Annotated in this window: 28 protein-coding genes; 14 read left to right on the forward strand and 14 right to left on the reverse strand. The window is 61.1% G+C overall.

The genetic code is table 11. The features are described 5' to 3' along the window. Nucleotides 1-136: 136 nt before the first annotated feature. Both NW848_RS12240 and NW848_RS12245 read right to left on the reverse strand, forming a co-directional pair. Entirely contained in the window at nucleotides 137-337 is a 201-nt protein-coding gene (locus tag NW848_RS12240) for a DUF2811 domain-containing protein (RefSeq protein ID WP_011430239.1), read from the reverse strand. A 607-nt stretch (nucleotides 338-944) separates the two neighbouring features. Then, nucleotides 945-1,619 carry a RibD family protein gene (locus NW848_RS12245; RefSeq protein ID WP_011430237.1) on the reverse strand — a complete coding sequence of 225 codons (675 nt, stop codon included), beginning with the start codon at nucleotides 1,617-1,619 and terminating at the stop codon, nucleotides 945-947. Between the two features lie 90 nt (nucleotides 1,620-1,709). On the opposite strand from NW848_RS12245, the gene NW848_RS12250 reads away from it, so the two are divergent. The 3 genes from NW848_RS12250 (at nucleotide 1,710) to clpS (ending at nucleotide 4,526) form a co-directional block, all read left to right on the forward strand. Next, nucleotides 1,710-2,105 (forward strand): hypothetical protein, encoded by a 396-nt coding sequence (locus NW848_RS12250; RefSeq protein WP_099812140.1) that lies wholly within the window; start codon nucleotides 1,710-1,712, stop codon nucleotides 2,103-2,105. A 145-nt stretch (nucleotides 2,106-2,250) separates the two neighbouring features. Further along, nucleotides 2,251-4,017 (forward strand): hypothetical protein, encoded by a 1,767-nt coding sequence (locus NW848_RS12255; protein ID WP_414402868.1) that lies wholly within the window; start codon nucleotides 2,251-2,253, stop codon nucleotides 4,015-4,017. 203 nt (nucleotides 4,018-4,220) lie between these two features. Further along, on the forward strand, nucleotides 4,221-4,526 hold the full coding sequence (clpS, locus tag NW848_RS12260) for an ATP-dependent Clp protease adapter ClpS (protein WP_011430234.1): 306 nt from the start codon (nucleotides 4,221-4,223) through the stop codon (nucleotides 4,524-4,526). Here the strand turns inward: clpS and cobT are convergent. Further along, nucleotides 4,475-5,602: a nicotinate mononucleotide-dependent phosphoribosyltransferase CobT gene (gene cobT, locus NW848_RS12265; protein ID WP_011430233.1), complete on the reverse strand. Its 1,128-nt coding sequence runs from the start codon at nucleotides 5,600-5,602 to the stop codon at nucleotides 4,475-4,477. The two genes, clpS and cobT, sit on opposite strands and share 52 nt — an antisense overlap. Before the next feature lie 151 nt (nucleotides 5,603-5,753). Here cobT and NW848_RS12270 point away from each other — a divergent pair, with 151 nt between their 5' ends. From NW848_RS12270 to NW848_RS12285, 4 genes are all read left to right on the forward strand, one after another. Further along, nucleotides 5,754-6,077 carry a DUF1825 family protein gene (locus NW848_RS12270; RefSeq protein WP_011430232.1) on the forward strand — a complete coding sequence of 108 codons (324 nt, stop codon included), beginning with the start codon at nucleotides 5,754-5,756 and terminating at the stop codon, nucleotides 6,075-6,077. Nucleotides 6,078-6,111: 34 nt separating this feature from the next. After that, a complete protein-coding gene (locus tag NW848_RS12275) occupies nucleotides 6,112-6,561 on the forward strand; it encodes a Fur family transcriptional regulator (RefSeq protein WP_011430231.1) in 450 nt (149 codons plus the stop codon). Further along, nucleotides 6,558-7,061, forward strand: a complete 504-nt coding sequence (locus NW848_RS12280; RefSeq protein ID WP_228375487.1) for an AbrB family transcriptional regulator — start codon at nucleotides 6,558-6,560, stop codon at nucleotides 7,059-7,061. The genes NW848_RS12275 and NW848_RS12280 overlap by 4 nt, the downstream gene beginning before the upstream one ends. Nucleotides 7,062-7,136: 75 nt before the next feature. After that, nucleotides 7,137-7,814: a chorismate pyruvate-lyase family protein gene (locus NW848_RS12285; RefSeq protein WP_414508738.1), complete on the forward strand. Its 678-nt coding sequence runs from the start codon at nucleotides 7,137-7,139 to the stop codon at nucleotides 7,812-7,814. Here NW848_RS12285 and NW848_RS12290 read toward each other — a convergent pair. Further along, nucleotides 7,811-8,611 carry a DnaJ domain-containing protein gene (locus NW848_RS12290; RefSeq protein ID WP_099812143.1) on the reverse strand — a complete coding sequence of 267 codons (801 nt, stop codon included), beginning with the start codon at nucleotides 8,609-8,611 and terminating at the stop codon, nucleotides 7,811-7,813. The two genes, NW848_RS12285 and NW848_RS12290, sit on opposite strands and share 4 nt — an antisense overlap. A gap of 252 nt (nucleotides 8,612-8,863) precedes the next feature. Between NW848_RS12290 and NW848_RS12295 the strand changes: the two genes are divergently transcribed. Then, the gene (locus NW848_RS12295; RefSeq protein ID WP_041438301.1) at nucleotides 8,864-9,094 is read left to right on the forward strand and encodes a hypothetical protein; all 231 of its coding nucleotides are present in this window, start codon (nucleotides 8,864-8,866) and stop codon (nucleotides 9,092-9,094) included. A gap of 3 nt (nucleotides 9,095-9,097) precedes the next feature. On the opposite strand, the gene NW848_RS12300 is transcribed toward NW848_RS12295, so the two are convergent. Further along, nucleotides 9,098-9,409, reverse strand: coding sequence for a hypothetical protein (locus NW848_RS12300; RefSeq protein WP_011430227.1), 312 nt, complete (start codon nucleotides 9,407-9,409; stop codon nucleotides 9,098-9,100). Nucleotides 9,410-9,570: 161 nt separating this feature from the next. After that, nucleotides 9,571-9,858, reverse strand: a complete 288-nt coding sequence (locus NW848_RS12305) for a hypothetical protein (protein ID WP_011430225.1) — start codon at nucleotides 9,856-9,858, stop codon at nucleotides 9,571-9,573. A gap of 319 nt (nucleotides 9,859-10,177) precedes the next feature. Here NW848_RS12305 and NW848_RS12310 point away from each other — a divergent pair, with 319 nt between their 5' ends. Continuing rightward, nucleotides 10,178-10,420, forward strand: a complete 243-nt coding sequence (locus NW848_RS12310) for a hypothetical protein (protein ID WP_041438297.1) — start codon at nucleotides 10,178-10,180, stop codon at nucleotides 10,418-10,420. Between the two features lie 16 nt (nucleotides 10,421-10,436). Here NW848_RS12310 and NW848_RS12315 read toward each other — a convergent pair whose 3' ends face one another. From NW848_RS12315 to NW848_RS12325, 3 genes are read right to left on the reverse strand one after another with little or no spacing between them, the layout of a single operon-like run. Next, entirely contained in the window at nucleotides 10,437-11,651 is a 1,215-nt protein-coding gene (locus tag NW848_RS12315) for an SLC13 family permease (RefSeq protein ID WP_414511171.1), read from the reverse strand. A gap of 21 nt (nucleotides 11,652-11,672) precedes the next feature. Next, complete coding sequence (locus NW848_RS12320) at nucleotides 11,673-13,181, reverse strand: UbiD family decarboxylase (protein ID WP_099812145.1); 1,509 nt, start codon at nucleotides 13,179-13,181, stop codon at nucleotides 11,673-11,675. A gap of 36 nt (nucleotides 13,182-13,217) precedes the next feature. Beyond that, nucleotides 13,218-14,114, reverse strand: coding sequence for a carbohydrate ABC transporter permease (locus NW848_RS12325; protein ID WP_099812146.1), 897 nt, complete (start codon nucleotides 14,112-14,114; stop codon nucleotides 13,218-13,220). A gap of 167 nt (nucleotides 14,115-14,281) precedes the next feature. On the opposite strand from NW848_RS12325, the gene NW848_RS12330 reads away from it, so the two are divergent. The 3 genes from NW848_RS12330 (at nucleotide 14,282) to NW848_RS12340 (ending at nucleotide 15,877) form a co-directional block, all read left to right on the forward strand. Continuing rightward, nucleotides 14,282-14,617, forward strand: coding sequence for a YbaB/EbfC family nucleoid-associated protein (locus NW848_RS12330; protein ID WP_011430218.1), 336 nt, complete (start codon nucleotides 14,282-14,284; stop codon nucleotides 14,615-14,617). 21 nt (nucleotides 14,618-14,638) lie between these two features. Continuing rightward, nucleotides 14,639-15,238 (forward strand): recombination mediator RecR, encoded by a 600-nt coding sequence (gene recR / locus NW848_RS12335; RefSeq protein WP_011430217.1) that lies wholly within the window; start codon nucleotides 14,639-14,641, stop codon nucleotides 15,236-15,238. Between the two features lie 147 nt (nucleotides 15,239-15,385). Further along, a complete protein-coding gene (locus NW848_RS12340) occupies nucleotides 15,386-15,877 on the forward strand; it encodes a hypothetical protein (protein ID WP_011430216.1) in 492 nt (163 codons plus the stop codon). A 92-nt stretch (nucleotides 15,878-15,969) separates the two neighbouring features. Here the strand turns inward: NW848_RS12340 and NW848_RS12345 are convergent, their stop codons facing one another. The 4 genes from NW848_RS12345 to glnA all read right to left on the reverse strand — a co-directional run bounded on the left by NW848_RS12345 (nucleotide 15,970) and on the right by glnA (nucleotide 21,240). Beyond that, on the reverse strand, nucleotides 15,970-18,027 hold the full coding sequence (locus NW848_RS12345) for a cation:proton antiporter (protein ID WP_011430215.1): 2,058 nt from the start codon (nucleotides 18,025-18,027) through the stop codon (nucleotides 15,970-15,972). A 179-nt stretch (nucleotides 18,028-18,206) separates the two neighbouring features. Beyond that, a complete protein-coding gene (locus NW848_RS12350; protein ID WP_099834908.1) occupies nucleotides 18,207-18,935 on the reverse strand; it encodes an SDR family oxidoreductase in 729 nt (242 codons plus the stop codon). Between the two features lie 66 nt (nucleotides 18,936-19,001). Further along, the gene (locus NW848_RS12355) at nucleotides 19,002-19,553 is read right to left on the reverse strand and encodes a hypothetical protein (RefSeq protein ID WP_414402738.1); all 552 of its coding nucleotides are present in this window, start codon (nucleotides 19,551-19,553) and stop codon (nucleotides 19,002-19,004) included. A 262-nt stretch (nucleotides 19,554-19,815) separates the two neighbouring features. Continuing rightward, entirely contained in the window at nucleotides 19,816-21,240 is a 1,425-nt protein-coding gene (glnA, locus tag NW848_RS12360) for a type I glutamate--ammonia ligase (RefSeq protein ID WP_414508737.1), read from the reverse strand. Between the two features lie 372 nt (nucleotides 21,241-21,612). On the opposite strand from glnA, the gene trxB reads away from it, so the two are divergent. Further along, nucleotides 21,613-23,043, forward strand: a complete 1,431-nt coding sequence (gene trxB, locus NW848_RS12365) for a thioredoxin-disulfide reductase (protein ID WP_011430211.1) — start codon at nucleotides 21,613-21,615, stop codon at nucleotides 23,041-23,043. Between the two features lie 66 nt (nucleotides 23,044-23,109). Here trxB and purL read toward each other — a convergent pair whose 3' ends face one another. Next, a complete protein-coding gene (gene purL, locus NW848_RS12370; RefSeq protein WP_414508736.1) occupies nucleotides 23,110-25,410 on the reverse strand; it encodes a phosphoribosylformylglycinamidine synthase subunit PurL in 2,301 nt (766 codons plus the stop codon). 139 nt (nucleotides 25,411-25,549) lie between these two features. Here purL and NW848_RS12375 point away from each other — a divergent pair, with 139 nt between their 5' ends. Continuing rightward, nucleotides 25,550-26,119, forward strand: coding sequence for an RNA-guided endonuclease InsQ/TnpB family protein (locus tag NW848_RS12375; RefSeq protein WP_011430209.1), 570 nt, complete (start codon nucleotides 25,550-25,552; stop codon nucleotides 26,117-26,119). Nucleotides 26,120-26,135: the final 16 nt, after the last annotated feature.

Consider the following 26,135-nt stretch of genomic DNA (forward strand, 5'->3'; position numbering starts at 1 on the left):
TCCCGCCGGTATTCAGCAACAGCGGGACATCTCCCTACTCAGGTTAACAGTTCAGGTGAATAGGACGTTCTTGACAGAGCGTTCCTACCCCCCCGCTCCTGAATCGGGCCATCCTCGGCGCTTGCCTTGCGAGGGCTCAGTTGCGGCGAAACAGGCTGTCTAAGTAAATACGGGCAGCGCGCCGATCCGTGTCTCCGCTCTGGAGCAGGAATAACGAGAGCGCTGCCGTTACGACCCGATCTTGATCCCAATCGGGGTGACGAGAGAGGTAGTTTTTGAGGGTGTCGTGTAGCTCCTCGGGAATTTCGCTCAAAATGCTGACGGTGGGAGAATCCATAGCCCAACCACCTACTCGGGGTTAACAGGGAAACCAAGAAAACCTAAGGAGCCGGCCAAAACCGGGCCTGCCCAGAAGGGAAAAAACAAGCCAACCCAGCTCTCTAACTTGGGTACGCCGGGGGCCGCATCGGCCCCGCCAAAAGCAAGACAGTGTGTAGAAGTTTGCCCCTAGCCCGTCCGGCAGCGACCAGAGGATACCAAACTGCCCCTTGGCCTTGTCTCAGGCAGGAGAAGGGATAGAGTTTTTGGGCAAAGGGTTCTTTGCCTCTGAGGAGAGCTGCCAGGAAAATCTCCCCCTCACCTCAGGTGCGGCTATTCTGCCCTCTGCCCCATGGGGGGTGTCAATCCTGGGCAGCGGCTCCAAGTTTGTTCAAGCCCGCCGCCGGCTTTGATGCCATCGGCAAAAACGGCGCGATCCCGTTGCGTTTCTCAAGGTGTATCCGTCTGAACTTTCCAGTTTGGACTTTTCCACAAAAACCCTCGCTGCCGTTTCCTGAGGTCACAGGCCTGTGGAAAACAGGCCTCCTCTCTGTGGAAAGTCTGGGGAAAACCTGTGGATTTCTGAGAAATCTAAATTTGTCCAAAAATTTTTCTCGCGAGCCCCCTCAGGGCCACTCGACCCGGTAGCGCAAAAACAGCTCCTTAGAGCCACGGTGGCACTCCAGCAGCTCCAGTTGGGGCGGGGATCCCTGCAGCTGCCAGCCCTCGATGCTGGCGGGCGCATCGGCATACCCACTCAGCAGCACCGGCGCCAGGGTCACCCACAGCTCATCCAAGGCCCCTGCCTGCAAAAACGCCCCCAAAAGCCGGCCCCCGCCCAGCAACCCCACCCGTTCGATGCCCAAACTGCGCAGGCGCGCCAGCCGTGCCGGCAGATCCCAATCGGCAGCCACCCAGATCTCTTCAAAGCCGGTTCGGTTCTGCCAAAGCCGGGATCCCTGGGGAGTTGTCCACAGCCAGCGGGTGAGGGGCTGGCGAAAAAACGGCAAATCCTCAGGAATCTCCCCGCTGCCGGAGCAGATGATCGTCAGGGGCTGAGGGGAGAGGCCCTGCTGGAGTCGGCGTTGGATGAGCTCGGGATCCCGGATGCGCAGGCTGGTGCCGTAGGCCCGCAGCGTGGCCGCCCCCATGATCAAAGCCTGTTGCCGGGCAGCTTGGGTTTCCAGGTGCTGGTGGTCTTCGGCGCTGGCGAAGTGGGGCCTTTGCCCGCGGTGGGTGGCGATCCTGCCGTCCAGACTCTGGGCCAGGATGGCAACCACGTGAGGACGAGCTGTTTTCAAAGGCAACTCTCGAACAATTGGCCAGAATGGAGTTAGAAGTTGTCGCCCCGGCTGCCGCTTCGGTTCTGGGGTCGCCTCAGCCGGATAAGTATGCTCGGGACATTCCAATCTTCCACCATCCGCATCGAGGTCGAGGCCAGTTCCTCGACCTTGCAGCGCTGCTTGACCGAGGTGGGGCTGTTGCAGCAGTGGCTCTGGCCGCAGCAGTTGCAGGGATCCCTGCCCGCTAGGCTGGAGCTGGGCAGCACCTTTGCCGTCCAGTGGGGCCCCGTCTCGATCACGCACCAGGTGGAAACCCTGCTGCCGAAACGGCTACGCCTACTAATGTGGGGCGGAGCCGATGGCTACTGCGACTGGATGTGGGGCAACGGCTGGGTACAGCTCCGGGTTGAGGCCGTCTCCCTCCTGCCCCTTGGACTGGGGCAGTTGCTGCTCCTGAGGCAGTTGCAACAGTTTGCCCGACGCCAAGAACAACAGCCCTCCTGAGCAGGAATTAACCAAAGCGGGCGCTGCAATAAAATCCGTGGATCCGCGGTTTATCGAGCTAACTTGTAGGTTTAAATCTCCCTTCCTCAAGGGTTTTCTGCTACGAGAGATGTACTAGATTTACTAGTCACAGCGAAGGAGCCCGATGAACCCTCCCCTAGCTGCAGCCGACCAGGAAAAGTTTGAGATCCGTTTGGGGGAAGCCCTCAACAAAGCGGGGTTGCTCACCCCCGCCCAGTTGGCTCAGGCCATGTGGGAAAAGGCGGATAACCCCTTGATGTTGGGGGAGCTGTGCATGCAGCACGGCTGGGTTGCCCCGCAAGATCTCTATCCCTTTATCCCGGTCGAGTTGGTGCGCATCGGCGAGATCCTGGTGCTGCATGGGTATCTGGAACTGGAGCACGTGTATCAAGCTTTGCTTCAGCAAAAGCACCACCCCGAGCGCAAGTTGGGGCAGATCCTGGTGCAGCAGGGCTGGGTGCAGCCCCACTGGTTGGAGTGGGCCCTCGACAAGCAGCAGCAGCTCCGGCGACGGCGAGGAGCTGCCAACAGTTGGGAAGTGATGCTGGAGCAGTGGTCCACCATTCCGGATCAGCCCCCCCTCTACGCTTCGCCGCTGCAGGTGGCGCAGCAAGTTCACAAAGCTACCGCGCAATACCAAGCCCAACTGGAGCGCTACCAAGAGCAGGTTGCCGCCCTAGAAGCGCAACTGGAGCGGGAGCGACAGCAGCTCGTTGAGTCTCAATCCCGCCAGCAGCAGCAGCAACAGCGCATTGCCGAGTTGGAAGCCCAACTGGCGGCTCAAATCCAGCAGGGATCCGAGCAACACAGGGCTGCCCAGCAGCGCATTCAGGAGTTGGAGGAGCAGCTCCGAGCGCAGCAAGATCGGGGATCCGCGCAAGTCCAGGCACTGGCCGAGCAGTTGCAAGCTGCCCAGGCCGAGCTGGAGACCCTGCGGCGCCACTCCCACGAGCTGACGGAATGGCAATCTCAGGCCAAGCTCAAGCTGCAAGAGTTGGGATCCCGGCTGCAGCAGCATCAGCAAGCTGAGGCTCAACTGCGCCAGGCTCTTGAGCACAAGGAAGCCGAATTGGCCGCTCTCAGCCAATCGCTGCAGGAGCAGCAGCACCAGCTTCAAGTGGCCCAATCGACGAAGGCCCGCCTCATTGCCGACCTGGCCCACGCCCGCCAAGAAGCCAGCCAGACCATCCACCGGCTGCGGGGGGAACTTCAGGAAGCCCAGACCCAACTCCAGGTAACTCAAGAACGCCTGCAGGAAGTCCAAGCCCAACTGCAAGCCACCCAAAGCCATCTGCAGTCCACCGAAGCCCAGCTCCAACAGGCCCGAGAGCAGGTGCGCCAGCTCCAGGCCCAAGTGCAGGCCAACCGGACGCCGTCGCCTGCCCCGGCTACCCAAACTGCGAGCGTGGCCGAATCGACCGCAGATGCCGAGCTGCCGCCTCAGGAGTATTTGGGAGAAGAAGATCTGGAAGCGCTGCAGCGGGCCAACCCTTGGGTGCGGCGGATCTTGACCCAGTTGCGCGCAGCCGGTCTCCTCGACAACGCCGGCATCGAAACCGTCCTCCACGCCTGGGAAACAGAGGGCGGCACTTTCACAGACGTGCTGACCCACCACAGCGGCCTCAAGCCGGAGACAGTCAAGTTTTTCAGCGAAGACGGCTACTCTGTCTACCTGGCAGGCGGACGGCACGTGGCCGACTACCTTAAGGCTTCGGGGCTGGTCAGCGCCGCGCAAATCCAGCAGATCCAAGAGCACCTACCCCCTGGGGGATCCCTCTGCCAGGCGCTTGTCGAAGCCGGGATCCTGTCGCAAGCCACCGCCCTCTATTTTGAGCGCCACTTCGGTGGCAAAAAGCCCCGTCGCTCCCTGCGGCAAGAGCTGATGTTGTGAGAGCGGATCGGGGATCCGCACCTCTTTCCCATCTCTTGCACCGGCAAGGGATCCAAAGGCAAATACGGGCTGCCGGCAGACCCCATGCGTCCACTGGAGACTAGGAACTAGAATGGACTCAGAATCAACAGCGACCGATTTTTGGCTGTTGAGAAAGTTGAATGTGACCTAGGTATCCAGATGTTGTCCTGAGTTCTGCTGCTATGACCACGGAAGCTCCCACTCGACCTGCTCAGCAGTCGTCTCCGTCGAGAACCCGGGTTCGCCAGCCCTACCCCCACTTCAAGGTGATCGTCTTGGATGACGATTTCAACACCTTTCAGCATGTTACCGAATGCTTGCTCAAGTACATCCCCGGCATGACCCTGCCCCTGGCACGGCAACTGACCGTGCAGGTGGATGCCGAAGGGCAGGCGGTGGTTTGGGTCGGCCCGCAAGAGCAAGCAGAGCTCTACCATCAACAGTTGCTGCGGGAGGGCCTGACGATGGCCCCCCTGGAGCCGGCCTGAAGCACGAGCTGCTCGTAGCTGCGCTCAACGGCGGCCAGTAGCTCTGCCTGGCCCCAGCCGGCATAGAGGCTGCTGACAATGGCCAGCCCACCCGCCCCCACCCCTTCCTTGACATAGCCCCGCTCGTAGGCCCGGAGGGGGGCATAGCGGCTTTGGGCAAAGCTGAGTTGGGTGGCCAAAAGGGGAACCTCGCCCAGCAGCTCCGCCAAACCCACCGTATTGCCCGAGGGATCCTCGGCCACCCAGCGGGTGGTACCTATGGCTACATTCTCCGGGGGCCAGGGGATCCCTTGCTCTTCCCCCCAGCGCCGCATCAGGGCCAGCACCGCCAGCATTTGGGTGCCGCCCGCCAGCAGCACCGGCCCCCGCTGGGCTGCCGCCATCGCCAGCCCGGCTACAAAAGGCTGCATCGGATCCCCCACAGCGGCCACCACCTCTGGGGCGGTAGCCCTGGCGGGAAGTCTGGCCAATCCCTGCCGGGCCAAGGCCAGCTTTTGGGCGTGGTTACAGACCGGGTGGCTGCTGTTGACCATGCCCTCTGCTTGCCAGCCCAGCCCCAACAACACTGCCAGCGCCGTGGTGGTGCCTCCCGCCACACATTCTCCGATGACGCAGTAGCTCGACTCCAGCCGGGATCCCCGCTCATACCCCTCCTGCCACAGGGATCCCACCTGCTCCAAAGACAGAGCCTGCCCTGTGCTCAAGCAGCGGGCTATTCCCCTGGCGCTGACCGTTTCTGCCCCCGGCAGAGGCTCCGGCAAACCACAGTCGAACACGCGACAGGGGATCCCCAACTCCCTCAGGACGGCGCGGCTGATCACCACCGGTGAAGGATAGCCATCGGGAGAGGTGGGCAGGCGGTGAGAATAGTCCCCCAGCAACACCTCTCCATCGGCAAGGGCCGTGTAGCGCCGCAAGGAGGGCGTGGCGCCGGCAGCCGAGATGCCGGGAATAAGGGCCGTTTCCGTAAACCCCAGGCAGGCCAAAAACAGCGGTCGGGATCCCTGCACCCGTTGGCACCACTGCTGGGCCAAAGACGGCTGCGTATAAGCCTTCACACCAGGAAAGGGGAACATAAGCGGGGCAGACAGGTCAAAACTCCATTCTCCACCCAAGCGAAGGACGGGATCCCGTACTGGCCGGAAAACGGCAGGGACTGCGACCCCCCAACCCGATCGGATAGGATGGGTATACCCAATGCAGTTTATTTAGGGCAGACGAAAGGCCATGAGCTTCTTCGACTCGGAGATCGTTCAAGAAGAAGCCAAGCAGCTGTTTCAGGACTTCCAAAACCTGATGCGACTTGGCGAGCGCTACGGCCAATTCGACCGGGAAGGCAAAAAAATCTTCATCGAGCGAATGGAAGAATTGCTGGAGCGGCAGCGCATTTTCATGAAGCGGCTGGAGCTCTCCGACGACTTTATGGCTCAGATGACCATCAAACAACTGCAAACCCAGCTTGGGGGGTTTGGGCTCACCCTCAGCCAAATGTTCGACCAAATGCACCAAACCCTAGAGCGCATGAAAGCCGAGGCCGACGCCGAGCGCTAACCTTGCTGGTGACCCCTCAGAACGAAAAGGGATCATGTCCTCCTCCCGCCAGACCCGCAGCCAAAAACTGATCCTGGAAGTCTTGAAGCAGAGCTTGCGGCCCCTCTCGGCCCAAGAGATCTTCCTGGAGTTGCGCAATGCCAACCATAGCGTTGGCTTGGCCACGGTCTACCGGGCTTTGGAGGCTCTGCGCAACGAGGGCAAGCTGCAAGCGGTCAACTTGGGAGATCAGCAGACCTACTATCAGGTTTTGCCCAGCAACGGCCACAACCGCCATCACCTCATTTGCACCGAATGTCGGCGGGTGGTGCCTCTGCCGGATTGCCCAGTGGGAGACCTGGAGGAGCAGCTTGCCAGCCGCTACCAATTTGTCATCGAGTACCATGTGCTTGACTTCTACGGCATCTGCGCCGAATGCCGTGGGGAGAGCAGCTCCAACCCTGGCTCACAGCGATCCTCTTGCCTTGAGGCCAAACCGCAATGATGAACTATCTCTGGACGCTGTTAATCGGATTGGCGGGCGCCCTGATTGCAGTCAAGCTGAGGCTGCCGGCAGGAGCTTTGGTGGGTTCGATGGTAGCAGTGGGTTTGGTCAATGTTTGGGGAGCGATCCCGATCCCCACTCCCCCAGCCGGGATCCGCTTTGTCATGCAGGTGGTGCTGGGCATTCTTTTGGGCAGCAAGCTCACCGCCGATACGCTGTTGGCCTTGAAAGATCTGTGGCGACCGGCCCTGCTCTGTACGGTGATTGCGGTGGGCACGGGAGTTTTGTCGGGGTACTTGATCTCCCGTTGGCTGGGGATCGAGCGCCTGACCGCCATCTTGGGCACCGCTCCGGGAGGCATTTCGGACATGAGCCTGATAGCCCTGGACATGGGGGCGCAAGCCAGCACGGTGGTGGTCATGCACCTGGCCCGCCTGATCAGCGTCATCGTGGTCGTCCCCTGGCTGGTACGGCTGCTGATCCAGCCGGGCACCAGCTAGGAACATCCCTAGAGCAGAGACATGGGGTGGGCTAGACTAAGGAGCGATACAGAACTTAACAACTCAACCTCCGCCTTGGAACTTTTCCCTTCTTCACTCACCTGCCATGGCGACGCTGCGGGATCCCCTTGGAGCGCTGCCCTCTGTTCTAACGTCTCCTCTGGCCAAGGCGATTGGTGGCCCCTGCAACTGTATTGGCAGGGGGAGGCAGATCCGCTACAGCCTGAGTTGGTGCAGGTGGATCCTGTGTTGCGCTTGCTGCTTTTGGGGGATGGCTTGACCACCCGCACTCTGGCTGCCTTGACCCAAGAGCCGATTCAGGCCCATCTGCTCGACACGGGCCGGGTCGAGCTGCTGGCAGAGCAGAGCGCCGCCCCCCAGTCCATGCAACGGCTGACCAAGGATCTGGCGCGGCTGGGATCCCCCTTGATGCGGCGGCGGGTTTGGCTGTGTGGAGCAACCTCTCAGCAGCCCTTGCTCTATGCCACCTCTTGGTGGAACTCCGACCATCTGGCCCAATACTTGCCCCATCCCGATTTGCCCATTGGCCAAAATCTGATCCAAGAAAAACTGGAGACCTTTCGCGAAGTGCGTCGCCTCTACTATGGCGAAGCCGAGCCAGTTGCCCGGCTGCTCAACTGTCGCGGCCCTTTTTGGGCTAGGCATTATCTTTTGCTGCACCGAGGCCAGCCTTTGACTGTTATTTACGAAGTTTTTTCTTCCCGCCTACAGGCCAGGGTCTTGTCGGGCTAGGGCGACATCCAGCGGCGCACGGCTGCGGTGACTGCGGCTGCCACACCCGGATCCGACTGGGCGCTGGCAGAGATGCGGTGATAGTCCTCTGGGGTCAGTTGATGGGCGGCGATGATCTTGGCGGCTGCGGTTTCAAACTGTTGTTCAATTTGCCGACGTTCCTCGCTGCCCTTGGCCTGCTGCAGGCGAGTTTGGGTGGCCGCCAGAAGGGGCTGCACCGCCAGCAGAGCGCGGGCGAAGCGGTCGACCTGCTCTGGGGAAGGCTTCAAGAAGTCTTCAGAAGGGGCGGCTGGGGCCGAGATCCTCCTTTCCGAGGCGTTGCCCGTCTCGGATGTCTGGGGGACGGTGGCCAGGGAGGGATCCGCGTTGCCGGACAACTGAGGGGCGCCAACAACAGCCGTTTTGCCGGCCACATCCAAACCTTGGGCCGGGATGCGAGCATTCCAAAGGGCCAAGCTTGCCAAACAGAGAGCAGCTCCGCTCAAGACAGCGCTCAAGAGGGCCAGCCAACCGGCAGGGGCCACGGTCGGCTGCGGCACCGGCAAAGGAGAAGGCTGGAGGCTGAGATCGTAGGCCCGGCGCTGCCGGCTGTCGCTGAGGACGCGGTAGGCCTGTTGGAGCTGAAGAAACTCTCGCTGGGCCAATTGCCGCAACCCCTCGGGGAGATCGGCAGGCAGACGATCCGGATGAATCTCGCGCACCCGCCGGCGGTAGACGGCTTTGATCTCCTCCAGGCTGGCTTGGGGAGAAAGCCCCAACTGTTGGTAGTAGGTGGGGAAAACAGACGGAGTAGACATGGAAGACTCAGCTAGAAAACCATCGCCTCGGCAAGTGGGGATCCCTCTCTGTCGCCCAGCATATCCTCCCCGTTTCGGGAAAGCTGCTGGCCCATGCGTGGGGGCTTGCGGACAGGCTTTCCAGGGATGATTCTGGGATCCAGAACAACTTTCTCAAGGGATCCCTGTTTAGAAGCCCCAGAAGCGAGGGGATATGGTCTCAGAGCGCCCACCCTGGCAGCAGCGGCATCGACCGGAGCGGCGGCTGAGCAGGTGCAGCGGCAGACCCACCCGCCTGGCGCGGGATCTCCTCACCGGCTGGAGCTGATGCCGCGCCATACCCGACGCGATTGCGATGGGGATCGGGTAGAGGTGGGCCCACAGTTGAACATCTGGGCGGGCGTTTGCAAGTACGAGCTGAAGAACTTGCACGATCCGGAGTTGCAATGGCTGGCCGCCGAGCTGGGCTGCTGGCTGCAGGTTTCGGTCGAGAAGAAGGTATAGCGGTTAATCCAAGTAGGCGCTCAGCTCCTGCTCCAGGGTGGGCAACTGCACCTCTCCTCGTTCCAGCTCCTCTAGGTCTTGCAGTTGCCTGCGCAGGCGGGCAATCCGCTCTCGTAGATACTCTTTGATGCCCTTGGGCCCCAGGCTGAGGCAACTGCGGCAGATCTCGCCGTAGATTTGGCCGCGGTCGTTATAGACCACCGCCAGCAACACCTGCTGCCCCTTTTTTGGGATAGGGGCGGCCCATCCACCGCAGACGATGCAGGGCACCCGGCCATTGCCCCCGTAAATGCTGCGTTCCCAGACAACTCTCACGCGCGGCCTCACTGCAACTTTCGCCCACCAGCATAAAAACTCAGGGGGATCCCTTGCCACCCCGGAGCGCTCACCAACTCCCCTCTCCCTTTGGGAGAGGGGTCGGGGGTGAGGGCTGGGAGAGGGGCCGGGGGTGAGGGTTGAAAAGGGATCCCTAAAGTCTAGGTGCCAGGCGAGGTGGGCCGAGAGCGATCGATGGTGCGATAGGTGAGGCTGGCCGCTACCTCCAGAGCTTTGGCGGCGTCGCGGAAGTAAAATCCCAGCTCCTCATCCTTTTCGGTGCGGTTGGGTTTATTGAACTTGGCCTTGAACTGCACATTGCAATACATGGCCAACCCCACCAAAACCTCCGACAAACCGTGCTGGTTGATCAGCCGCTCCACATCTGTAAGCAGGCTTTTGATTAGGGCATCGGCTACCGGTTCTGGCAAACTGTCCAGGTCGTGCATCGGGTTTCCTCAGCAAACGAGATGGAGAGCCGGTGGGTCTGGGATCCCGGCTCAACTTCTCCTGATTTTCCTGCATCTTTTTGGGAATGCCCAATCCTGTCGCTAACGCTGCTGCCCCTGCCGGAGCCCCAGGGTAACAACTGGAGGGCTCCCTGGCCGCCTGCTCCAGGCGACGGGCAAGCTCTTTGGAGCCGGGATGCCGCACGCGGTTCAGGTGAAGCAAATAGGCGTACGGCGCATCTGTTTTTGGAGCTTCCCCGCAAGGGACAATGCGAAAATAGGCCAAGCGCAGCGTAGAGTCCAGGTTTGGAGTGGAGCCATGCCGGTAGCTTCTGAATATGCCTTTCCCTTCGAGCACCACCAGAAGTTTTCCCTGGATAACCCCACCATCTCTAGCCCCGGCGTTTCCAAACGGGAATACGTGGCCAGCAGGGTGTTGCAGGGCATGCTCAGCAATCCCCAAACTGCCATTGGCAATCTCTCGCCTGAGCAGCGACAGGCTTTGGTCTACACGGCAGTGTTGTTGGCAGATGAGCTTTTGGCCGCCCTTAGTGCCCAGTGAGGGCTCCCGGCAAGGCTCAGGGCTGACCCAGCCACAGACCGCTAAACCCAAGGGTAAGCAGCGTCAGGGGCAGGCCAAAGCGGAGATGTTCCCCGAACGTTAACACATACCCCTTTCTAGCTGCCGCTTCGACGGTAATTAAATTGGCCACTGCCCCAAACAGAGTCAAGTTACTGGCCAGCGTAGAGCCGGCAGACAGCAACAGCCAGGCCGTCTTTCCCTGCAGCGGGAGCAGCGACTGCAGCAGCAGCACCGCCGGCACGTTGGAGATGAGGTTGGACAAGAGGGCGACAGCGGCCAGCAGCGCCAACGGGGATCCCGCCACCTGCTCCGCCCAGGGCCCCAGACTCGTTCCCCAGCCGGCCAGCAGCTCTCGGGTTGCCCGTGTCAGGATAAACAGCCCGGAGAACATCACCAGCAAGTTCCAGTCCACCTGCCCCAAAAACCGCTCCGGCTTCAGCCGGCGGGTAATCAGCAGCAAGGCCGCCGCCACCAGGGCCGACTCCGCTAGGGGCAGGCCGGCCACAAAGGCCCCAAACAGGCCCGCTGTAATGGCCACGCTCTTGCGCAACAGGGGGGGATAGAGGCGCAGCGGCGTCCAAGGCACCTGGGCGAAGGGCTGCAGCGAGCGCACCTCGGGGTAGTAGAGCCACAGCAGCCCCACCTCCAACAGCAGCCCCACCACGGCAATCGGGGTCATCTGGGCGGCAAACTCCAGGTAGCCGATCCCGGAGAAGGAGCTGATGAGGATGTTCTGCGGGTTGCCGCTCAGGGTGGCTACAGACCCTAGGTTGGTGGCCGCCGCCAAGCCCAAGAGGTAAGGAATAGGGTTCAGCCCCAGCACGGCTGTCACCTGCAACGTGAGGGGGGTAAACACCAGTGCCAGGGTATCGTTGAGGAGAAAGGCCGAGAGCAGCCCGCTGCCGAACACCAGCATGAGCAAAAGGCCAAAGGGACTGCGGCTAACCCGAATCAGGCCCAGCAAAGCTAGCTGGAAGGCGCCGCCCTGGGACAAGCTGGCGTTCACCACCATCATGCTGAGGAGAAAGACAATCGTGGTCGCGTCGATGGCTGCCCAAGCCTCCAGCAGCGGCACTGTTCCTAGGGCAATCAGCAAAGCGGATCCCGCCAGGGCAATCGTGGCCCGGTTCATGCGCAGCCTGGGCAGGGATCCCAGCCCCAGCCCGACATAGCTCAGGAGCAGCACCAGCCAAGACAGCGCTTGTTGCACCTGCCAGCCTCTTAGCCACCCCTAGAACTCGTAGCCAAATAGGCGCGGATCCGCCGGCTGCAAGTCCAGATCCGCCAGGCCGTATTCCGCCCAGCGGCGATCCACCAGACGGGCCACTTGCGGATCCGGGGCAAGCGGTTGCCGCCAGGGGGTGTCGGTTTCCGGGGGGATCTTGGTGGTGGCATCGATCCCCATCTTGCCCCCCAGACCCCGTTTTTCGGTGGCAAAGTCCAGGGCGTCAAAGGGGTTGTCCGGCAGAATAAACACATCCCGCTGCGGATCCACCCGCGAACACAGGCACCAGAGCACCTGCCGCGGATCCCGCACATTGATGTCCTTGTCCACCACGATGACGAACTTGGTGTAGCTAAACTGGGGCAAGGCGCTCCAAAAAGCCAGGGCCGCCCGCCGCGCCTGGCCGGGATAGGCCTTGTCGATGGACAGAATCGCCACCTTGTAGCCCAAGCCCTCCATGGGCAAAAAGAAATCCACGATCTCCGGCACCTGCTGCCGCAGAATGGGGGTGTAAATGCGGTTCAGGGCCAGCGCCATCATGTCGTTTTCTTTGGGAGGCTTGCCGCTGAAGGTGGTGAGGTAGATGGGATCGCGGCGGTGGGTGAGGCAGTGGAAGCGGATGAGCGGAGCTTGCTCGTTGCGAGGGCCGTAGTAGCCGATGTGATCCCCGGCAGGGCCGTCGGGGGCCACCTCCCCTGGCGTGATGGTGCCCTCCAGAACAATCTCGGCGTGGGCCGGCACCTCCAGATCCACCGTCTTGCAGCGGGCCAGGTGTAACCCTTCGCCGGCGTAGAGGCCGGCAAACAGCCACTCCGACAGATCCACCGGCAGGGGCGTAGCCGCCGCCAGGATCACGGCGGGATCCACCCCGATGGCCACTGCCACTTCCAGCTTCCGGCCCAGGGCCGCCGCCTTGCGCAAATGCCGGGTGGCCCCCCGCACCGACAGCCACTGCACCGTCATCGTGTTGCGGCTCTGGAGCTGCAGGCGGTACACCCCCACATTGGGAATGCCATTTTCCGGGTCTTTGGTAACCATCAGCCCCAAGGTCAGCACCCGCCCGGCATCGCCGGGATAGACCCGCAGCAGGGGCAGTTGGGTGAGATCCACCGCCTCACCCAGCAGCACCACCTGCTGACAGGGGGGGAAGAGATCCCGGCTGGGTCGAGCTTGGAAGACTCGGAACAGCGCCTGCCCCAGCTCCAGGGCCTGGGCAAAATTTTTGGGCGGGCGCGGCTGGTAGAGCAAGGCCAGTTTTTTCCCCAGCTCCTCCAGCTCCCGCGGCTGCTCCATCCCCAGCGCCCAGCAGATGCGCTCCACCGTGCCCAAAACGTTGATCAGCAGGGGCATCGAGGATCCCTTCACCCGCTCAAACAGCAGCGCCGGCCCCCCGCAGGCCAAGAGGCGATCGGCGATCTCGGCAATTTCCAGGTCGGGATCTACTTCTGCTGAAATGCGGCGAAGCTGGCCACGGGACTCCAGCAGGGCGATGAAACGGCGCAGATCTCTGGGCATGAAGGGAGCACTCGCGGGGATGAGGATCTCGCTAACTTACTTGTCGCGGCTGAGGGCCAGGCCGCTCATGAAAGGCTTTTGCAGGGCAATGAACACCACCAGCGGCGGAATACTGGCGATGATCGCCCCCAGCATCATGGGGCCATAGGAGGCGGAACTATCCAGGTTGAGCAGGGATTGCAGCCCCACCTGCACCACCTGCCGCTCCCGGCCTTGCACGATCAAGCGGGGCCACAGGTACATATTCCAAGCGTAGACGAAGTGAATCACCGCCTGGGCTCCGATGGCGTTCCAGCTCAGGGGGATCAGCACCTGGGTGAGAAACTGCAGCGGGTTGGCCCCGTCCAGTTGAGCCGCCTCCGCCAGCTCGCGGGGGATGTTGGAAAAATGTTGGCGAAACAAAAACGTCGAGGTGGCGCTGGCCAGAAAGGGCACGATCAGGGCGTAGTAGGTGGATCCCCAGCCCAGGTTGGTGACCAGCCGCAGCAGAGCGATGATCAGAATTTCTGTGGGCATCATCAGGGTAATGAGCACAAAGCCGAAGGCCAGCCCCTTGCCCGGAAAGCGAAAGTAGACAAAGGCCAGCCCCGCCAATAGTGACAAAACCGTTTTGCCCACCGTGATGGCCGTGGCCACGATGGCGCTGTTGACCATGTAATGGCCTAGGTGACGCGCCACCATCACCTGCTGCCAGTTAAAGGCCAACGAGGAGCCAAAGGTCAATTGATAGCGAAATACCTCGGCATTGTTTTGGGTGCTCACGATCAGCGCATACAGCACCGGAAACCCCAGCGCCAAACAGGCCAGCCACAGGCCTAGGTGAACATACCAGCGCTCCGGGATCCAGCGCCGCCAGGACAAGGGAGAAGCCTTTTGGCGCACGGGGCTGGGCTGGGCGGCTAGCGACTGCGGATCCTGCAACAGTTGAGCCATGACACCTCCAGGCAGGGGACGCTTTTGCCCTCTCTGTTGAGGATAATTCGTCAGGGTTAACCCCAGGCTAAAAAGGCCGATCTGACCTGGGTTTCCAGCTTGGCGGGTACTTTTACCGACAAGAGGAAAGGGGTAGAGTAGAACAGCAGTGTCTAGAAGAGGATCCCATGACCCGAGGCTTTGGTCCCTTCGGCAAAATCCAAGAAGCCCTCAAGAAGGCCCAAGAGGTGCGCGACGGCGCTCAAAGGCTGCAAAAAGAGCTAGAAGAAATGGAGATCGTCGGCGAGGCCGGCAATGGGCTAGTGAAGGTGACAGTGAACGGCAACCAGGAGCCCCTCAAGGTCTCTCTGGATCCCCAAGTGCTCCAGGAGCCGGTGGATGTGGTGGAGGACTTGCTCCTGACGGCGATGGTGAACGCCTACACTCAGTCCGCCGAGACGATGCGCAAGCGCATGGAGGAGCTGACCGGAAACATCAGCCTGCCGGGGTTGGGGTTGGGCTGATCCCGGCCAGCCTGGCTTCCTATGTACACTCGCCCTTTGGCTCGCCTGATCGAGGAGCTGCAGCGCCTGCCCGGCATTGGCTCCAAAACAGCTCAGCGCCTGGCCTTGCACTTGCTCAACCGGCCTGCTGGCGAGGTCGAGGCCCTGGCCAAAGCCCTGCTGGAGGCTAAGCAAACCGTTAAGCATTGCTCCATCTGTTTTAACTGGTCGGCGGAGGATCCCTGCGAGATCTGTCGCTCGCCGCAGAGGGATCCGTCGACCTGGTGCGTAGTGGCCGATGTCAAGGATCTCATCGCCATGGAGCGCACCCGCGAGTTCAAGGGCCTTTACCACGTTTTGGGGGGTCTGATCTCGCCCATGAACGGGATCGGGGCCGAGCAGTTGCGCATCCGCGAGCTGGTGGCCCGGGTGGCGCGGGAGAAGCCCCAAGAGCTGATCTTCGCCCTCAGCCCTAGCGTGGAGGGGGAGGTCACTATGCACGTGGTTAAAGATTACCTGAAGCCGGTTGCCCCCGGCCTGCGCATGACCCGTCTGGCCTTTGGCCTGCCCATGGGATCGGAGTTGGAGTATGCCGACGAGGTTACCCTGGCCCGTGCCCTAGAAGCGCGGCAGGAGTTTTAGGCCCAGGTAACTGCGGGCTGGGCTTGCCCAGAGCAAGGTGTCCAACCCTGAAGTTGTTGCTAAGGTGAGGACCACGGGTCTTGTCATGGGATCCCGGCACTTACCTGAGGTCAAGAAAGTTCAACCAGCAACGCGGAGAGGGCAGCGATGGCGGATACGGCACAAACTCACCTCAGCTCAGGCACCGTCCAGGGGCTGGACTATGTAGTTCTGGGAGTGGCCTCTTGCTTCCAACGGGATGAGGACGGTCGCCTCAGGGAGGTGTTGGTGGCCGAGCCGGTTCCCGCCGCCGCCCTGGATTGCCTGGCCCAAGAGCGCCGCAGCACTTCCTACTGCCTTCTCTACGCCACTACTTACGCAGAAGTTGTCGACAACGGGATCCCGACTTTGCCCGCCGATGTTTTCCCGCCAGGGGTGGTGCTGGGAGAAGATTTTGTGGAGCGGCTACAAGCGGCGGCCCGTACGTACCGCAGCAAGCCCCAATTTCGTCACATCCCTCTGCACCAGGTCTGCACGCCAGAGAGGGGGGTGTTCAAGCTCCATTTCAGCGCTGAGCCGCGGCGGATTCTCAATGCGGCAATGGAAGTGAGGGATGCCGACAACATCAAGCAGCACCCCCACACCCATCAGCATTTCTAAGCCCGCTAGCAGCTATCGCTACCACATCCCTGTTGCCGAAACTAGGCAAATACATCGAGTCCCACCTCAGGGCCTACCCTTGGAAGAGCAGTTTACAGTGGCTCTCCGAGCATGATCAGAGAGCAGGTGAGGCGTTCTAGGAGGCGAGTGGTCGTGTCGCTGAAGGATAGGCTCCCGCTGGGGTTGCGCCGACGAAAAGAGGGCAGCACCACCAGGTCAAATCCTTGGGCCTCCTGCAAGAGGGTTTTGACGACCTCGTCACTGGCCAAGACCTTGACCTGGACGGGGTAGCCCAAGTCTGGCTGTTGGGCTAGGGATAAAAGCTGCGCCTCCAGCCACTGGCGATCGCTTTCGGGGGTGCTGGCGAAGCAGATGTGAAGCAAGGTAACTTCTCCCTGGCTGGCGGCGGCCAAGATCTGGGCTAGGCGCACCGCCCGAGCCGTCTGCGAGCGAAAGTTTTCCAGCACCACCAGGATCCGCCGCAGCTTGTGGGGGGGATGGAGCAGGCGTGCTACGGCAACTGGGCAATGGGCAGCCCAGAGGACGCTGTTGATGACGCTGCCAAAGAGGCGGGCCTGTAAGCGGGTGGGATCGCTCCAGCCCATGACGATGAGGCTGGCGTTCTGCTCACGGCTGGCGTGGCTGATCCCCTGGGCCACGTGGCTGTCGATGCGGCAGAGAGGGGTGACCTCCACCCCAAAGGGCCGACAAAACTCCGTCGCCCGCTTGAGGAGGTGGTCTCCGTGCTCCAGGGAAGTTTGCAGCAAGGGAGAGTCCATGTGCAGGTGGCCGGTCGCCACCGAGAGGGGAACCACCCGCCCGCCCTCCTGCTTGGCCAGGAGGCAGGCCATCTCCAGCAGGTTTTCCTCGGTTTCGGGATTGGCCAGCGGCACCACGACCACGTAGGGCTGGGGAGGCGGCGCTGCGGAGGCGGGAGCGACTCCTGGTGGAGATGGGAACCGACTCTGTTCCTCCTCCATAGCCATTTGCGTGGCCGCCCGACTGGTCAAAATTGGGCCCAGGGTGGCCGTTACCAACATCAACACCACCACGCTGTTGAGCACGTCTGCATTGAGCAACCCCACGCGGTACCCCACCAGGGTTGCCGCCAAGGTAGCCGCCACCTGGGGCAAGGAGAGCGACCACATCATCAGCTTTTGGGTCGGGGTGTAGCGGTAGAGCCACTGACAGAGTTGGGCAGCAGCGTACTTGCTGAGGCCCAGCCCCAGCAGGATACTCAACAGCAGCCAAAGGGAGCTAAGGGTCTGCAAAAAAGCGCGTAGATCAAGCAACAGCCCTATATCCACAAAGAAGACGGGGATGAACAAGATGCTGCCGACAAAGACGATCTTTTCTTTGACAGAGCCCTCCCGCAGCACATCGTTCACGGCCAGCCCCGCCAGAAAGGCGCCGATGATCTTCTCTACCCCAATCCACTGCGCCCCCAGAGCCGCCACAAACAGAGCCAGCAGCACAAACAAAAATTGGTTGCCCTCTTCGCTGCCGGTGACCCGAAAAAACCGCTGCCCCAGCCAGTCCACCCCAAACAGCACAGCAGCCGCATACAGCAGCAGGGATCCCAGCAGCCGCACCAAGCTCCAGAGGGAAAACTCGCCGCCGTGGATGCCGACACAGACCGCCAAGACCAGCAGCGCGGCAATGTCGGTGAAGATGGTGCCGCCGATGGTGACCAGCACCGCCTCGTTTTTCACCAAACCGTAGCGGCTGACGATGGGGTAGCCCAGGGGGGTGTGGGAGGCAAACAGGGATCCCAGCAGGATGGCCGCGTTCCAGCCAAAGCCAAACAGCCGCCCAATGGCGGTGCCCACGGTTAGGGGAATGGCAAAGGTCAACAAGCCAAAGGTGGCAGAGCGGTTGCGGGTCTGCCGAAATTGCTCCAGGTCGATCTCCAGCCCGGCCACAAACAGCAAATAGACCACGCCGATCTCCGAGAGCAACTGCACCGTCGGCAGCTCTGAAGTCAACAGGTTCAGTCCCTGAGGACCCAGGGCGATCCCCGCCACCAAAAGGCCCACCAACCCCGGCAGGCGCAGCCGCTCAAATAGCGGCGGCACCACCAGGATCACCCCCAGCAACAGAGCAAAGGAGAGGATGGGCTCCTCTTGCACAAGTGAGCGTATGGCCTCCATCGGCTAGGCCCCCGGCTGGACGTCTTCCTGATTATGGAGGCAATCTGCCCAAAGGGCCGCAAGGAGATCTGGCCAGCCCCAACCCACCCTCTCTTGCCTGGGGAAGTTCCCGCTGGCAATACCGACTTGTGCCAGCTCTGGATCCTGCAGCAGGGATTTCTTCCAGAACTCGGCAAGCCTTAGAGAAACTGGTGGCTTTCCGGCTGCAACACCACCTCGTTGGGCACGGCATTGGCAGGCATCGTCAGGACAAAGCGAATCGCCTCGGCAGCCGTGGCAGGGCTGAGCATTTTGTCCCGCTGCACCTTGAGGCTGATGGGATCCCAGAAGGGGGAGTCGATGCCGCCAAAGTAAAACAGAGTAAAGCGTACCCCAAAGCGCTTCAGCTCGTCAGCCATGCACTTGGTAAAACCGACCACGCCAAACTTGGCAGCACAGTAGGCAGAGGCCATGGCCATGGGGTGGCGGCCCAGAATGCCGGGGAAGTTGAGGATGTGGCCGGATTTTTGCTCCCGCATGGCGTTGGCCGCCAGTTGGCTGGTGTAGAAGCTGCCCTTGAGGTTGACCGCCAGCATCCGCTCCAGCTCAACAGGGGTAATGTGCTGGGCAGGCTTGAGGATCCCGGCTCCGGCCAAGTTGATCACCACGTCGATCCGCCCGTGCCTTTGGAGGGTCTGGTTGACCAGGGCCTCCGCCTGAGCGTAATCCGTCACATCGGCAGGGATCCCCAGCCCGGAGGCAGCCCCCAGGGACATCGCTTTCTCCGCCAGCGTGCGCAAGGGATCCTCTCGCCGCGCCGCCAGCACCAGATGGGCTCCGGCCTGGGCCAGGAGAGGCACAAGGGCGCTGCCAATGCCCCCTGTGGCCCCTGTAATGAGAACAACCGCCTGGGACAATGAGGAAGACACGTTACGTTTTTTAAACTCTTCCTCTCATCATACCCAGGGAGTGGCCTTGAGGGACGATCCAGAGAGTTAAACGCGACGCAGCCGCAGTCGTTGCACCCATTCTTCCCCGAAGCGCAGCCAGTCTGCCATTTTTTCTGGACTCACCTGTTGGTCGTCCCGCCAAACAATAAGCTGCGGCCCGGATCCCTCAGCGCAACAAGGAGGATGCTGCTCCAAGAAGTTGAGGAAACTGGGGTGGAAGCGCAGGCGAATCTTAGCCTCATCTTCTCCGCGCAAAAGGTAGCGGCGAGAAAAGTCGGGATGGTTCTCGAAATTGATATCCTGCATGCCAAAAGCTTTAGCAACGTCGTGGAACAAGGGAACTTCTGGGTGCAGCCGAAAATGAGGTAGCCGTAGGTCTTCGCAATAGGCCCAGAAAACAGAAAAGTAATACCCTCTCTCTCTTCTTCTTCTTCTGGAAGCCTTCCAGCTGTAGTCAAAGATGGCGATTTCGGTTCCATCGTTCAGTCGTTTGAACATCGAGTTGTAGAAACGAGCGCCGCTTCGTTGGAATAGCTCAAAGCCAGCCTGAAGCAAGCGGGAGCGGATCCCTTCGGGTAGCTCTGCTGAAGACGACATGCCCAGGCTCCTGGCCACCTGCTCCAAAGCTTCCCGACGCTTCTTCTCTAGATAGTCACCTAGATAGACGACAAGCGCCAGAAGGCCTAAGAGAATAAGGACCCAAATAATAAGCGATCCCATCCAAACCCCCCCTGAGTTTGTAAACTCAGCACCCCCATCCAGAGTACCATAGCAGGCACAAAAAAGGGATCCCTCCAGCAAGAAGGGATCCCGTTCAAAAGCCTTGGTCGAGAACTAATGCTTTAGATGAAAACCTCGATTAGGCGTCGAAATAGAGGGCAAACTCGTAGGGGTGAGGCCGCAGATTAATGGGGTTGATCTCGTTGTCAATTTTGTACTCGATGTAGGCCTCGATGAGATCTTCGGTAAAGACACCTCCCTCCAACAAGAAAGCGTGATCCTTCTGCAGGTTTTCCAGAGCATCCAGCAGGGATCCGGGCGTGGAGGGGATCTTGGCCAGCTCGTCTGGCTCTAGATCGTAGATGTCTTTGTCGAGAGGCTCGCCGGGGTGGATCTTGTTCTTGATCCCGTCCAAGCCAGCCATCAGCATAGCCGAGAAGGCAAGGTAAGGGTTGCAGGTGGCATCGGGGCAGCGAAACTCCAGCCGCTTGGCCTTGGGATTTTTGCCCGTGACCGGAATGCGAATGGAAGCCGAGCGGTTGCCCTGCGAGTAGGCCAGGTTTACCGGCGCCTCAAACCCGGGCACCAAGCGCTTGTAGGAGTTGGTGGTGGGATTGGTGAAGGCCAGGATGGCCGGGGCGTGCTTGAGCAGGCCGCCGATGTAGTAGAGAGCCGTTTCGCTGAGATCGGCATAGTTGCCCTCTTGGTAGAACAGGGGCTGACCGTCTTTCCAGAGGGACTGGTGCGTGTGCATGCCGCTGCCGTTGTCATTGAAGAGGGGCTTGGGCATGAACGTCACCGTCTTGCCGTGCTTGCGAGCCACGTTCCGGATCACGTACTTGTAAATCATCATGTAGTCGGCAGCCGTGATCAGATCGGCAAAGCGGTAGCCCAGCTCCCCTTGCCCGCCGGTAGCCACCTCGTGGTGGTGCTTCTCGATAGGCACCCCCAACTTGGCCATCGTCAGCAGCATCTCGGTGCGGAGGTCTTGATGAGCATCGGTAGGCGGGACGGGGAAATAGCCTTCTTTGTAGCGCGGCTTGTAACCGAGGTTGCCCCCTTTCTCCTCCCGGCCTGAGTTCCAGCGGCCCTCAATGGAATCGACGAAGTAGTAGCCGGCGTTCTGAGTTTGGTCAAACCGTACATCTTCAAAGATGAAAAACTCCGCCTCGGGCCCAAAGTAAGCCGTATCGGCAATGCCTGTCGATTGCAGGTAAGCCACAGCCCGCATGGCCAGGCTCCGAGGACAACGGCTGTAGGGCTGGCCGGTGCGGGGTTCAATGATGCTACAGATGAGGCTGAGGGTGGGCACTTGGAAAAAGGGGTCGATCCAGGCCGTTTTGGGGTCTGGCACCATGTACATGTCTGACTCGTTGATCGCTTTCCAACCCCGGATGCTGGAGCCATCAAAGGGCAGCCCTTCGCTAAAAACTTGCTCCGTCAGCATTGAAGAGTGGAAGGAGACATGCTGCCAGGTGCCGAAGATGTCCACAAACTTGAGATCCACCATCTGGACATCGTTGTCCTGGATCATCTGAAGCACATCTTGGGGCGTGGATGCCATTACTCTCTCCTGATTGGGTTGCGGTTGAGACTGGGGTAATCAAAGGTAGACGGGATCCCCACGCTTCGACTTGAATGGGCCAAAAGCGCTCACCCATCCTAGAAAGGCCGATCTCAGCATTTTGTAGTTTCTGATACGAAATTGCCCTGGCTTTGGCCTTCTGCTCCAGAGGTTGGCCATCGCGCCTCTCAGCCAGGCGTTTCTGCCCTGTTGTCCTCCAGACAGAGACAAAACCCTGTCCCCCTAGCTAGAGGAAAGCGAAAATGGGACTAACAAGCTCCAGCCTCGCCGAGGGTACCAGCTCGTGTTAGGCTAAAACGTAGTCGTTATGAGTTTGGTTTAGTTTTCAGCAACAGCAAGGAGCGACATCGGATGACAGAGCAAAGTCGGGTTGAGAACGTGGTGATTATTGGTTCTGGCCCTGCTGGGTTTACGGCGGCCATTTATGCCGGGCGTGCCAACCTGAAGCCGGTTGTGTTTGAGGGGTTTCAGGTGGGCGGGATCCCGGGCGGGCAGTTGATGACCACCACCGAGGTGGAGAACTTTCCGGGTTTTCCCGAGGGCATCAGTGGCCCCCAACTGATGAAAAACATGCGTGCCCAGGCGCAGCGGTGGGGGGCAGAGCTTTACCCCGAGGACGTCACCTTTGTGGATCTGAGCCAGCGGCCTTTTGTGGTTCGCTCTGACGAACGGGAAGTGCGCACCCACAGCCTGATTATTGCCACCGGGGCCACGGCCAAGCGCCTGCACTTGCCCGGAGAGGAGATCTACTGGAACCGGGGCATGTCGGCCTGCGCCGTCTGCGATGGGGCCATGCCCATGTTTAGGGGGGTGGAGCTGGTGGTCATTGGCGGCGGCGATACCGCCTGTGAGGAGGCCACCTACCTGACCAAGTTTGGATCCCATATCCACATGCTGGTGCGCAGTGGCAAGATGCGGGCCAGCAAGGCCATGCAAGACCGGGTGCTCAACCACCCCAAGATTACCGTCCACTGGCACACGGAGGCGGTGGAGGTTCTGGGCGACGGCCTGCGCCTGACGGGGGTGAAGGTGCGCAACAACCAGACGGGCGAGATCCGGGAGATGGCAGTGGGCGGCCTGTTCTACGCCATCGGCCACAAGCCCAACACCGACTTGTTCAAAGGGCAACTGGAACTGGATGAAGTGGGCTACATTGTCACCCGCCCAGGATCTGTAGCCACCAGTGTAGAGGGCGTGTTTGCCGCCGGGGATGTGCAGGATCACGAGTTTCGCCAGGCCATCACCGCTGCCGGCACCGGCTGTATGGCGGCCATGCTGGCGGAGCGCTGGCTCTCCGAACACGGCCTGGCACAGGAGTATCACGTCGTCCCTCAAAGCCATCTTGAGCCCGCTTCTGCCTCTGCTGTCGAGGTAGAGCCGGAGGGAGACTCGGCTGTTGAGGAGGCCAGTTTTGAGCAGGAGGTGCAAGATGACCTCGACTTCAGCCAGACCTGCCACGAGGGGAGCTATGCCCTGCGGCGGCTCTACCACGAAAGCGATCGCCTGCTGATGGTCAAGTACACCGCCCCCACCTGTGCCCCTTGTCATGCCCTCAAGCTGATCTTGAACAAGGTCATCGAAGAGTTTGCCGACAAGCTGCATGTGGTGGAGATCGACATCGAGAAAGACCCGGAGATCGCCGAGGCAGGGGGGGTCACCTGCACGCCGACGGTGCAGTTTTTCAAAAACAAGGAGCTGGTGGCTCAGGTGGTGGGTGTCAAGCCCAAGTCCCACTACCGGGAGGTGATCCAGGCCAATTTGTCTGAGGCAAAATCAGCTTGAGGTAGTCCCCCTCACCCCCGGCCCCTCTCCCAGCCCCTCTCCCTGAGGGAGAGGGGAGCTAGGCGGCTAGTCGGCAAAGGCGCTGTAGTAGGCACCCTGCAGGGCGGCCAAAGAGACTGACAACAGGGGATCCCCTTCTGCAGTAGTCACCACCAAGGGATCCGCTGGCCCGCCCACCTCTCCTAGAAGCTGCCACTGGCCGGGAAGCTGCGACTCTAGGTAGGCTTCCCAAGGGGAGCGCTGGGCTGGATCGACGGAAACGAGGATGCGGCTGGATCCCTCGCCAAAGAGGGCCTGATCCCAGCGCAGGGATCCAGGAGCTAGGGAGACGCTGGCGCCGCGGCCCCCACTCAGGCAGGCTTCTGCCAAGGCCACCGCCAGCCCTCCCTCGCTGCAGTCGTGGGCGGAGCGCACCCACCCCTGGCGGATGCCGTGGCGGCAGGCCCCTTGCACGCGCTTTTCCAGCTCCAGATCCACGGGGGCAGGACGACCCGTGACCTTGTTGTAGATTGCCGCCAAATACTCGCTGCCGCCCAGGCTGGTGACGGCCTGGGATCCCAAGAGGTAGACGAGATCCCCTTCTTGCTGCCACCCCTGGCCACAGATGCATTTCAAGTCCGGAATGAGACCCACCATGCCGATGACAGGAGTGGGGTAGATGGCCTGGGATCCCTTCTCGTTGTAGAGGGAGACGTTCCCCCCGGTTACCGGCGTGCCCAGGGTGCGGCAGGCATCCCCAATCCCCCGACAGGCCAGGGCCAACTGCCAGTACACCACCGGATTTTCCGGGTTGCCGAAGTTAAGGTTGTCGGTTACGGCCAAGGGATCCGCCCCCACGCAGGAGAGGTTGCGGGCGGCTTCGGCCACCGCAGCTTTGGCCCCCTCATAGGGATCCAGGTACACCCAGCGACCATTGCCGTCTACGGTGGCGGCAATCGCCTTGCGGGAAGCCTGCAGGGGTGGCACTTCGCCTACGCCAAATTTCTGGGGGCGGATGCGGATGACTGCCGCATCTCCCTGTCCCGGCCAAAGGACGGTGTTGTTTTGCACCTGGTGGTCGTACTGGCGATAGATCCAGGCTTTGCTGGCCAGGGTGGGGCGGGCCAAAAGCTGCAGCAGCACCTCTTGCCAGGCCAGCGTTGCCTGACCTAGGTGAATCCCTTCGCGATCGCAGGGGGGTAGAGTGGCGGGATCCCATTGCCATGCCGCTTGCACATACTCCGGCGGCTCTGGCAACAGGGGGCGGACGTAAACAGGAGTATCCTCCGCCAAGGCCCGCGCCGGCACCCTCACCACGCAGGATCCCTGGTGCCAGATCTCCACCAGCGGCTCGGCAATGACTTCTCCGGCCACGCTGGCCTGCAGGCCCCAGCGATGGAAGATCTCCATTACCTCCGCCTCGCGGCCTTTTTGCACCACCAGCAGCATCCGCTCCTGGGACTCCGAGAGCAAGTATTCCCAAGCCGCCATGCCGCTTTCCCGCGCCGGCACGCGGTCGAGGTCAAAGCGGATCCCCACCCCTCCTTTGGCGGCCATCTCTGCGGTGGAGCAGGTGATCCCGGCTGCCCCCATGTCCTGGGCCGCCACCACCGCTCCCGTGGCAAAGGCCTCCAGGCAGGCCTCGATGAGACATTTGCCCAGAAAGGGATCCCCCACCTGCACCGCCGGCCGATCCTGCTGCGCGTCCTCCTTGAGCTCGGCGCTGGCAAAGCTGGCCCCGCGGATCCCGTCCCGCCCGGTGGTGGCGCCGACGTACAAGATCGGGTTGCCCACTCCCCGCGCTGCCGACTTCACCACCGCTGGCGTCTCCAAAAGCCCCAAAGCCATGACGTTGACTAGGGGGTTGCCGCTGTAGCAGGGATCCACGGCCACTTCGCCCCCCACCGTGGGCACCCCCACGCAGTTGCCGTAGTGGGCGATCCCCTCCACCACTCTGGCCATCAAGCGGCGGTTGCGGGGATCCGTCAGCGGCCCAAAGCGCAGGGAGTTCAAGAGCGCAATGGGGCGGGCGCCCAGGGTAAAGATATCCCGCAGGATGCCCCCCACCCCGGTGGCCGCCCCCTGGAAGGGTTCCACGGCGGAAGGATGGTTGTGGGACTCGATCTTAAAGGCCAGCCAGTCCCCATCCCCCAGATCCACCACGCCGGCATTTTCCCCCGGCCCCACCACCACCCGCTCGCCCGTGGTGGGAAAGTGCTTTAGCAGAGGGCGGGAGTTCTTGTAGCAGCAGTGCTCCGACCACATCACCCCAAACATGGCCAGCTCGGTGGGGTTGGGATCCCGGCCCAGTTGCTGCTGGATCTGGCGGTATTCCTCTGGGGAAAGGCCGTGGGCTTTCAGGTCTGGCGGGGCAGAAGCGGAGGTCATAGCGTTCAAGGTTTACCTAATTCGCCAGGAAGGCCTGCCCTGTACCCCCCTATATCCCCCCGTACACGGGGGGACTGGGGGGCCGGTCAGGGTCGGGATGAATGGCGAAGACACTCATGAACAGATATCGTAATCTCATGTGCGAATTGCCTACCAGTACCGCTTGCGCCCTACTTCTAGCCAAGTCGCCCTAATGGGTGAGTGGCTGGAGTTGTTGCGTAAACAGTACAACTATCGCTTGGCGGAGCGCTTCCGCTGGTGGGAGCAAAATCGCTGCGGTATCCATGCTTGCTCCTTAACGGTCTGTCATCTGCCTGAGTTGAAGGAGCAGCCCGACTTGTACTCGCAGCAGCGGGACTTGCCCAATACCAAGGCTTTGTTTCCTGAATACCGAGAGATTTATTCCCAGGTGCTCCAAGACTGCATACGGCGGGTACAAAGGGCCTTTGATAGATGGATCAAAGGTGACTCCAACGGCAAGCGGGCAGGAAGGCCGAGATTTAAGGGTGTTGGGCGGTACCGCTCCTTTACCTTCCCCCAAATGAAGCAGGACTGCATTCGAGGGAAGTTTATCCATCTGCCCAAAATTGGGCCGGTTAAGCTGATCCAGCACCGTCCTTTGCCCGACGGTTTTACGATCAAGACTGCTACCGTTACCCGCAAGGTTGATGGGTGGTACAGCCTGTTAAGGGCTCAAGGGGTACAATAGCAGCACTTAGCAAACC

The organism is Synechococcus sp. RC10A2 (assembly GCF_047502605.1).

Bases quoted from the DNA above. Each gene is read 5' to 3' on its own strand.
- NW848_RS12240 (WP_011430239.1), bottom strand. From the start codon at position 337: ATGGATTCTCCCACCGTCAGCATTTTGAGCGAAATTCCCGAGGAGCTA.
- NW848_RS12250 (WP_099812140.1), top strand. From the start codon at position 1,710: ATGCTCGGGACATTCCAATCTTCCACCATCCGCATCGAGGTCGAGGCC.
- NW848_RS12255 (WP_414402868.1), top strand. From the start codon at position 2,251: ATGAACCCTCCCCTAGCTGCAGCCGACCAGGAAAAGTTTGAGATCCGT.
- clpS (WP_011430234.1), top strand. From the start codon at position 4,221: ATGACCACGGAAGCTCCCACTCGACCTGCTCAGCAGTCGTCTCCGTCG.
- cobT (WP_011430233.1), bottom strand. From the start codon at position 5,602: ATGTTCCCCTTTCCTGGTGTGAAGGCTTATACGCAGCCGTCTTTGGCC.
- NW848_RS12270 (WP_011430232.1), top strand. From the start codon at position 5,754: ATGAGCTTCTTCGACTCGGAGATCGTTCAAGAAGAAGCCAAGCAGCTG.
- NW848_RS12275 (WP_011430231.1), top strand. From the start codon at position 6,112: ATGTCCTCCTCCCGCCAGACCCGCAGCCAAAAACTGATCCTGGAAGTC.
- NW848_RS12280 (WP_228375487.1), top strand. From the start codon at position 6,558: ATGATGAACTATCTCTGGACGCTGTTAATCGGATTGGCGGGCGCCCTG.
- NW848_RS12290 (WP_099812143.1), bottom strand. From the start codon at position 8,611: ATGTCTACTCCGTCTGTTTTCCCCACCTACTACCAACAGTTGGGGCTT.
- NW848_RS12305 (WP_011430225.1), bottom strand. From the start codon at position 9,858: ATGCACGACCTGGACAGTTTGCCAGAACCGGTAGCCGATGCCCTAATC.
- NW848_RS12310 (WP_041438297.1), top strand. From the start codon at position 10,178: ATGCCGGTAGCTTCTGAATATGCCTTTCCCTTCGAGCACCACCAGAAG.
- NW848_RS12320 (WP_099812145.1), bottom strand. From the start codon at position 13,181: ATGCCCAGAGATCTGCGCCGTTTCATCGCCCTGCTGGAGTCCCGTGGC.
- NW848_RS12325 (WP_099812146.1), bottom strand. From the start codon at position 14,114: ATGGCTCAACTGTTGCAGGATCCGCAGTCGCTAGCCGCCCAGCCCAGC.
- NW848_RS12330 (WP_011430218.1), top strand. From the start codon at position 14,282: ATGACCCGAGGCTTTGGTCCCTTCGGCAAAATCCAAGAAGCCCTCAAG.
- recR (WP_011430217.1), top strand. From the start codon at position 14,639: ATGTACACTCGCCCTTTGGCTCGCCTGATCGAGGAGCTGCAGCGCCTG.
- NW848_RS12340 (WP_011430216.1), top strand. From the start codon at position 15,386: ATGGCGGATACGGCACAAACTCACCTCAGCTCAGGCACCGTCCAGGGG.
- NW848_RS12345 (WP_011430215.1), bottom strand. From the start codon at position 18,027: ATGGAGGCCATACGCTCACTTGTGCAAGAGGAGCCCATCCTCTCCTTT.
- NW848_RS12355 (WP_414402738.1), bottom strand. From the start codon at position 19,553: ATGTCGTCTTCAGCAGAGCTACCCGAAGGGATCCGCTCCCGCTTGCTT.
- glnA (WP_414508737.1), bottom strand. From the start codon at position 21,240: ATGGCATCCACGCCCCAAGATGTGCTTCAGATGATCCAGGACAACGAT.
- trxB (WP_011430211.1), top strand. From the start codon at position 21,613: ATGACAGAGCAAAGTCGGGTTGAGAACGTGGTGATTATTGGTTCTGGC.
- purL (WP_414508736.1), bottom strand. From the start codon at position 25,410: ATGACCTCCGCTTCTGCCCCGCCAGACCTGAAAGCCCACGGCCTTTCC.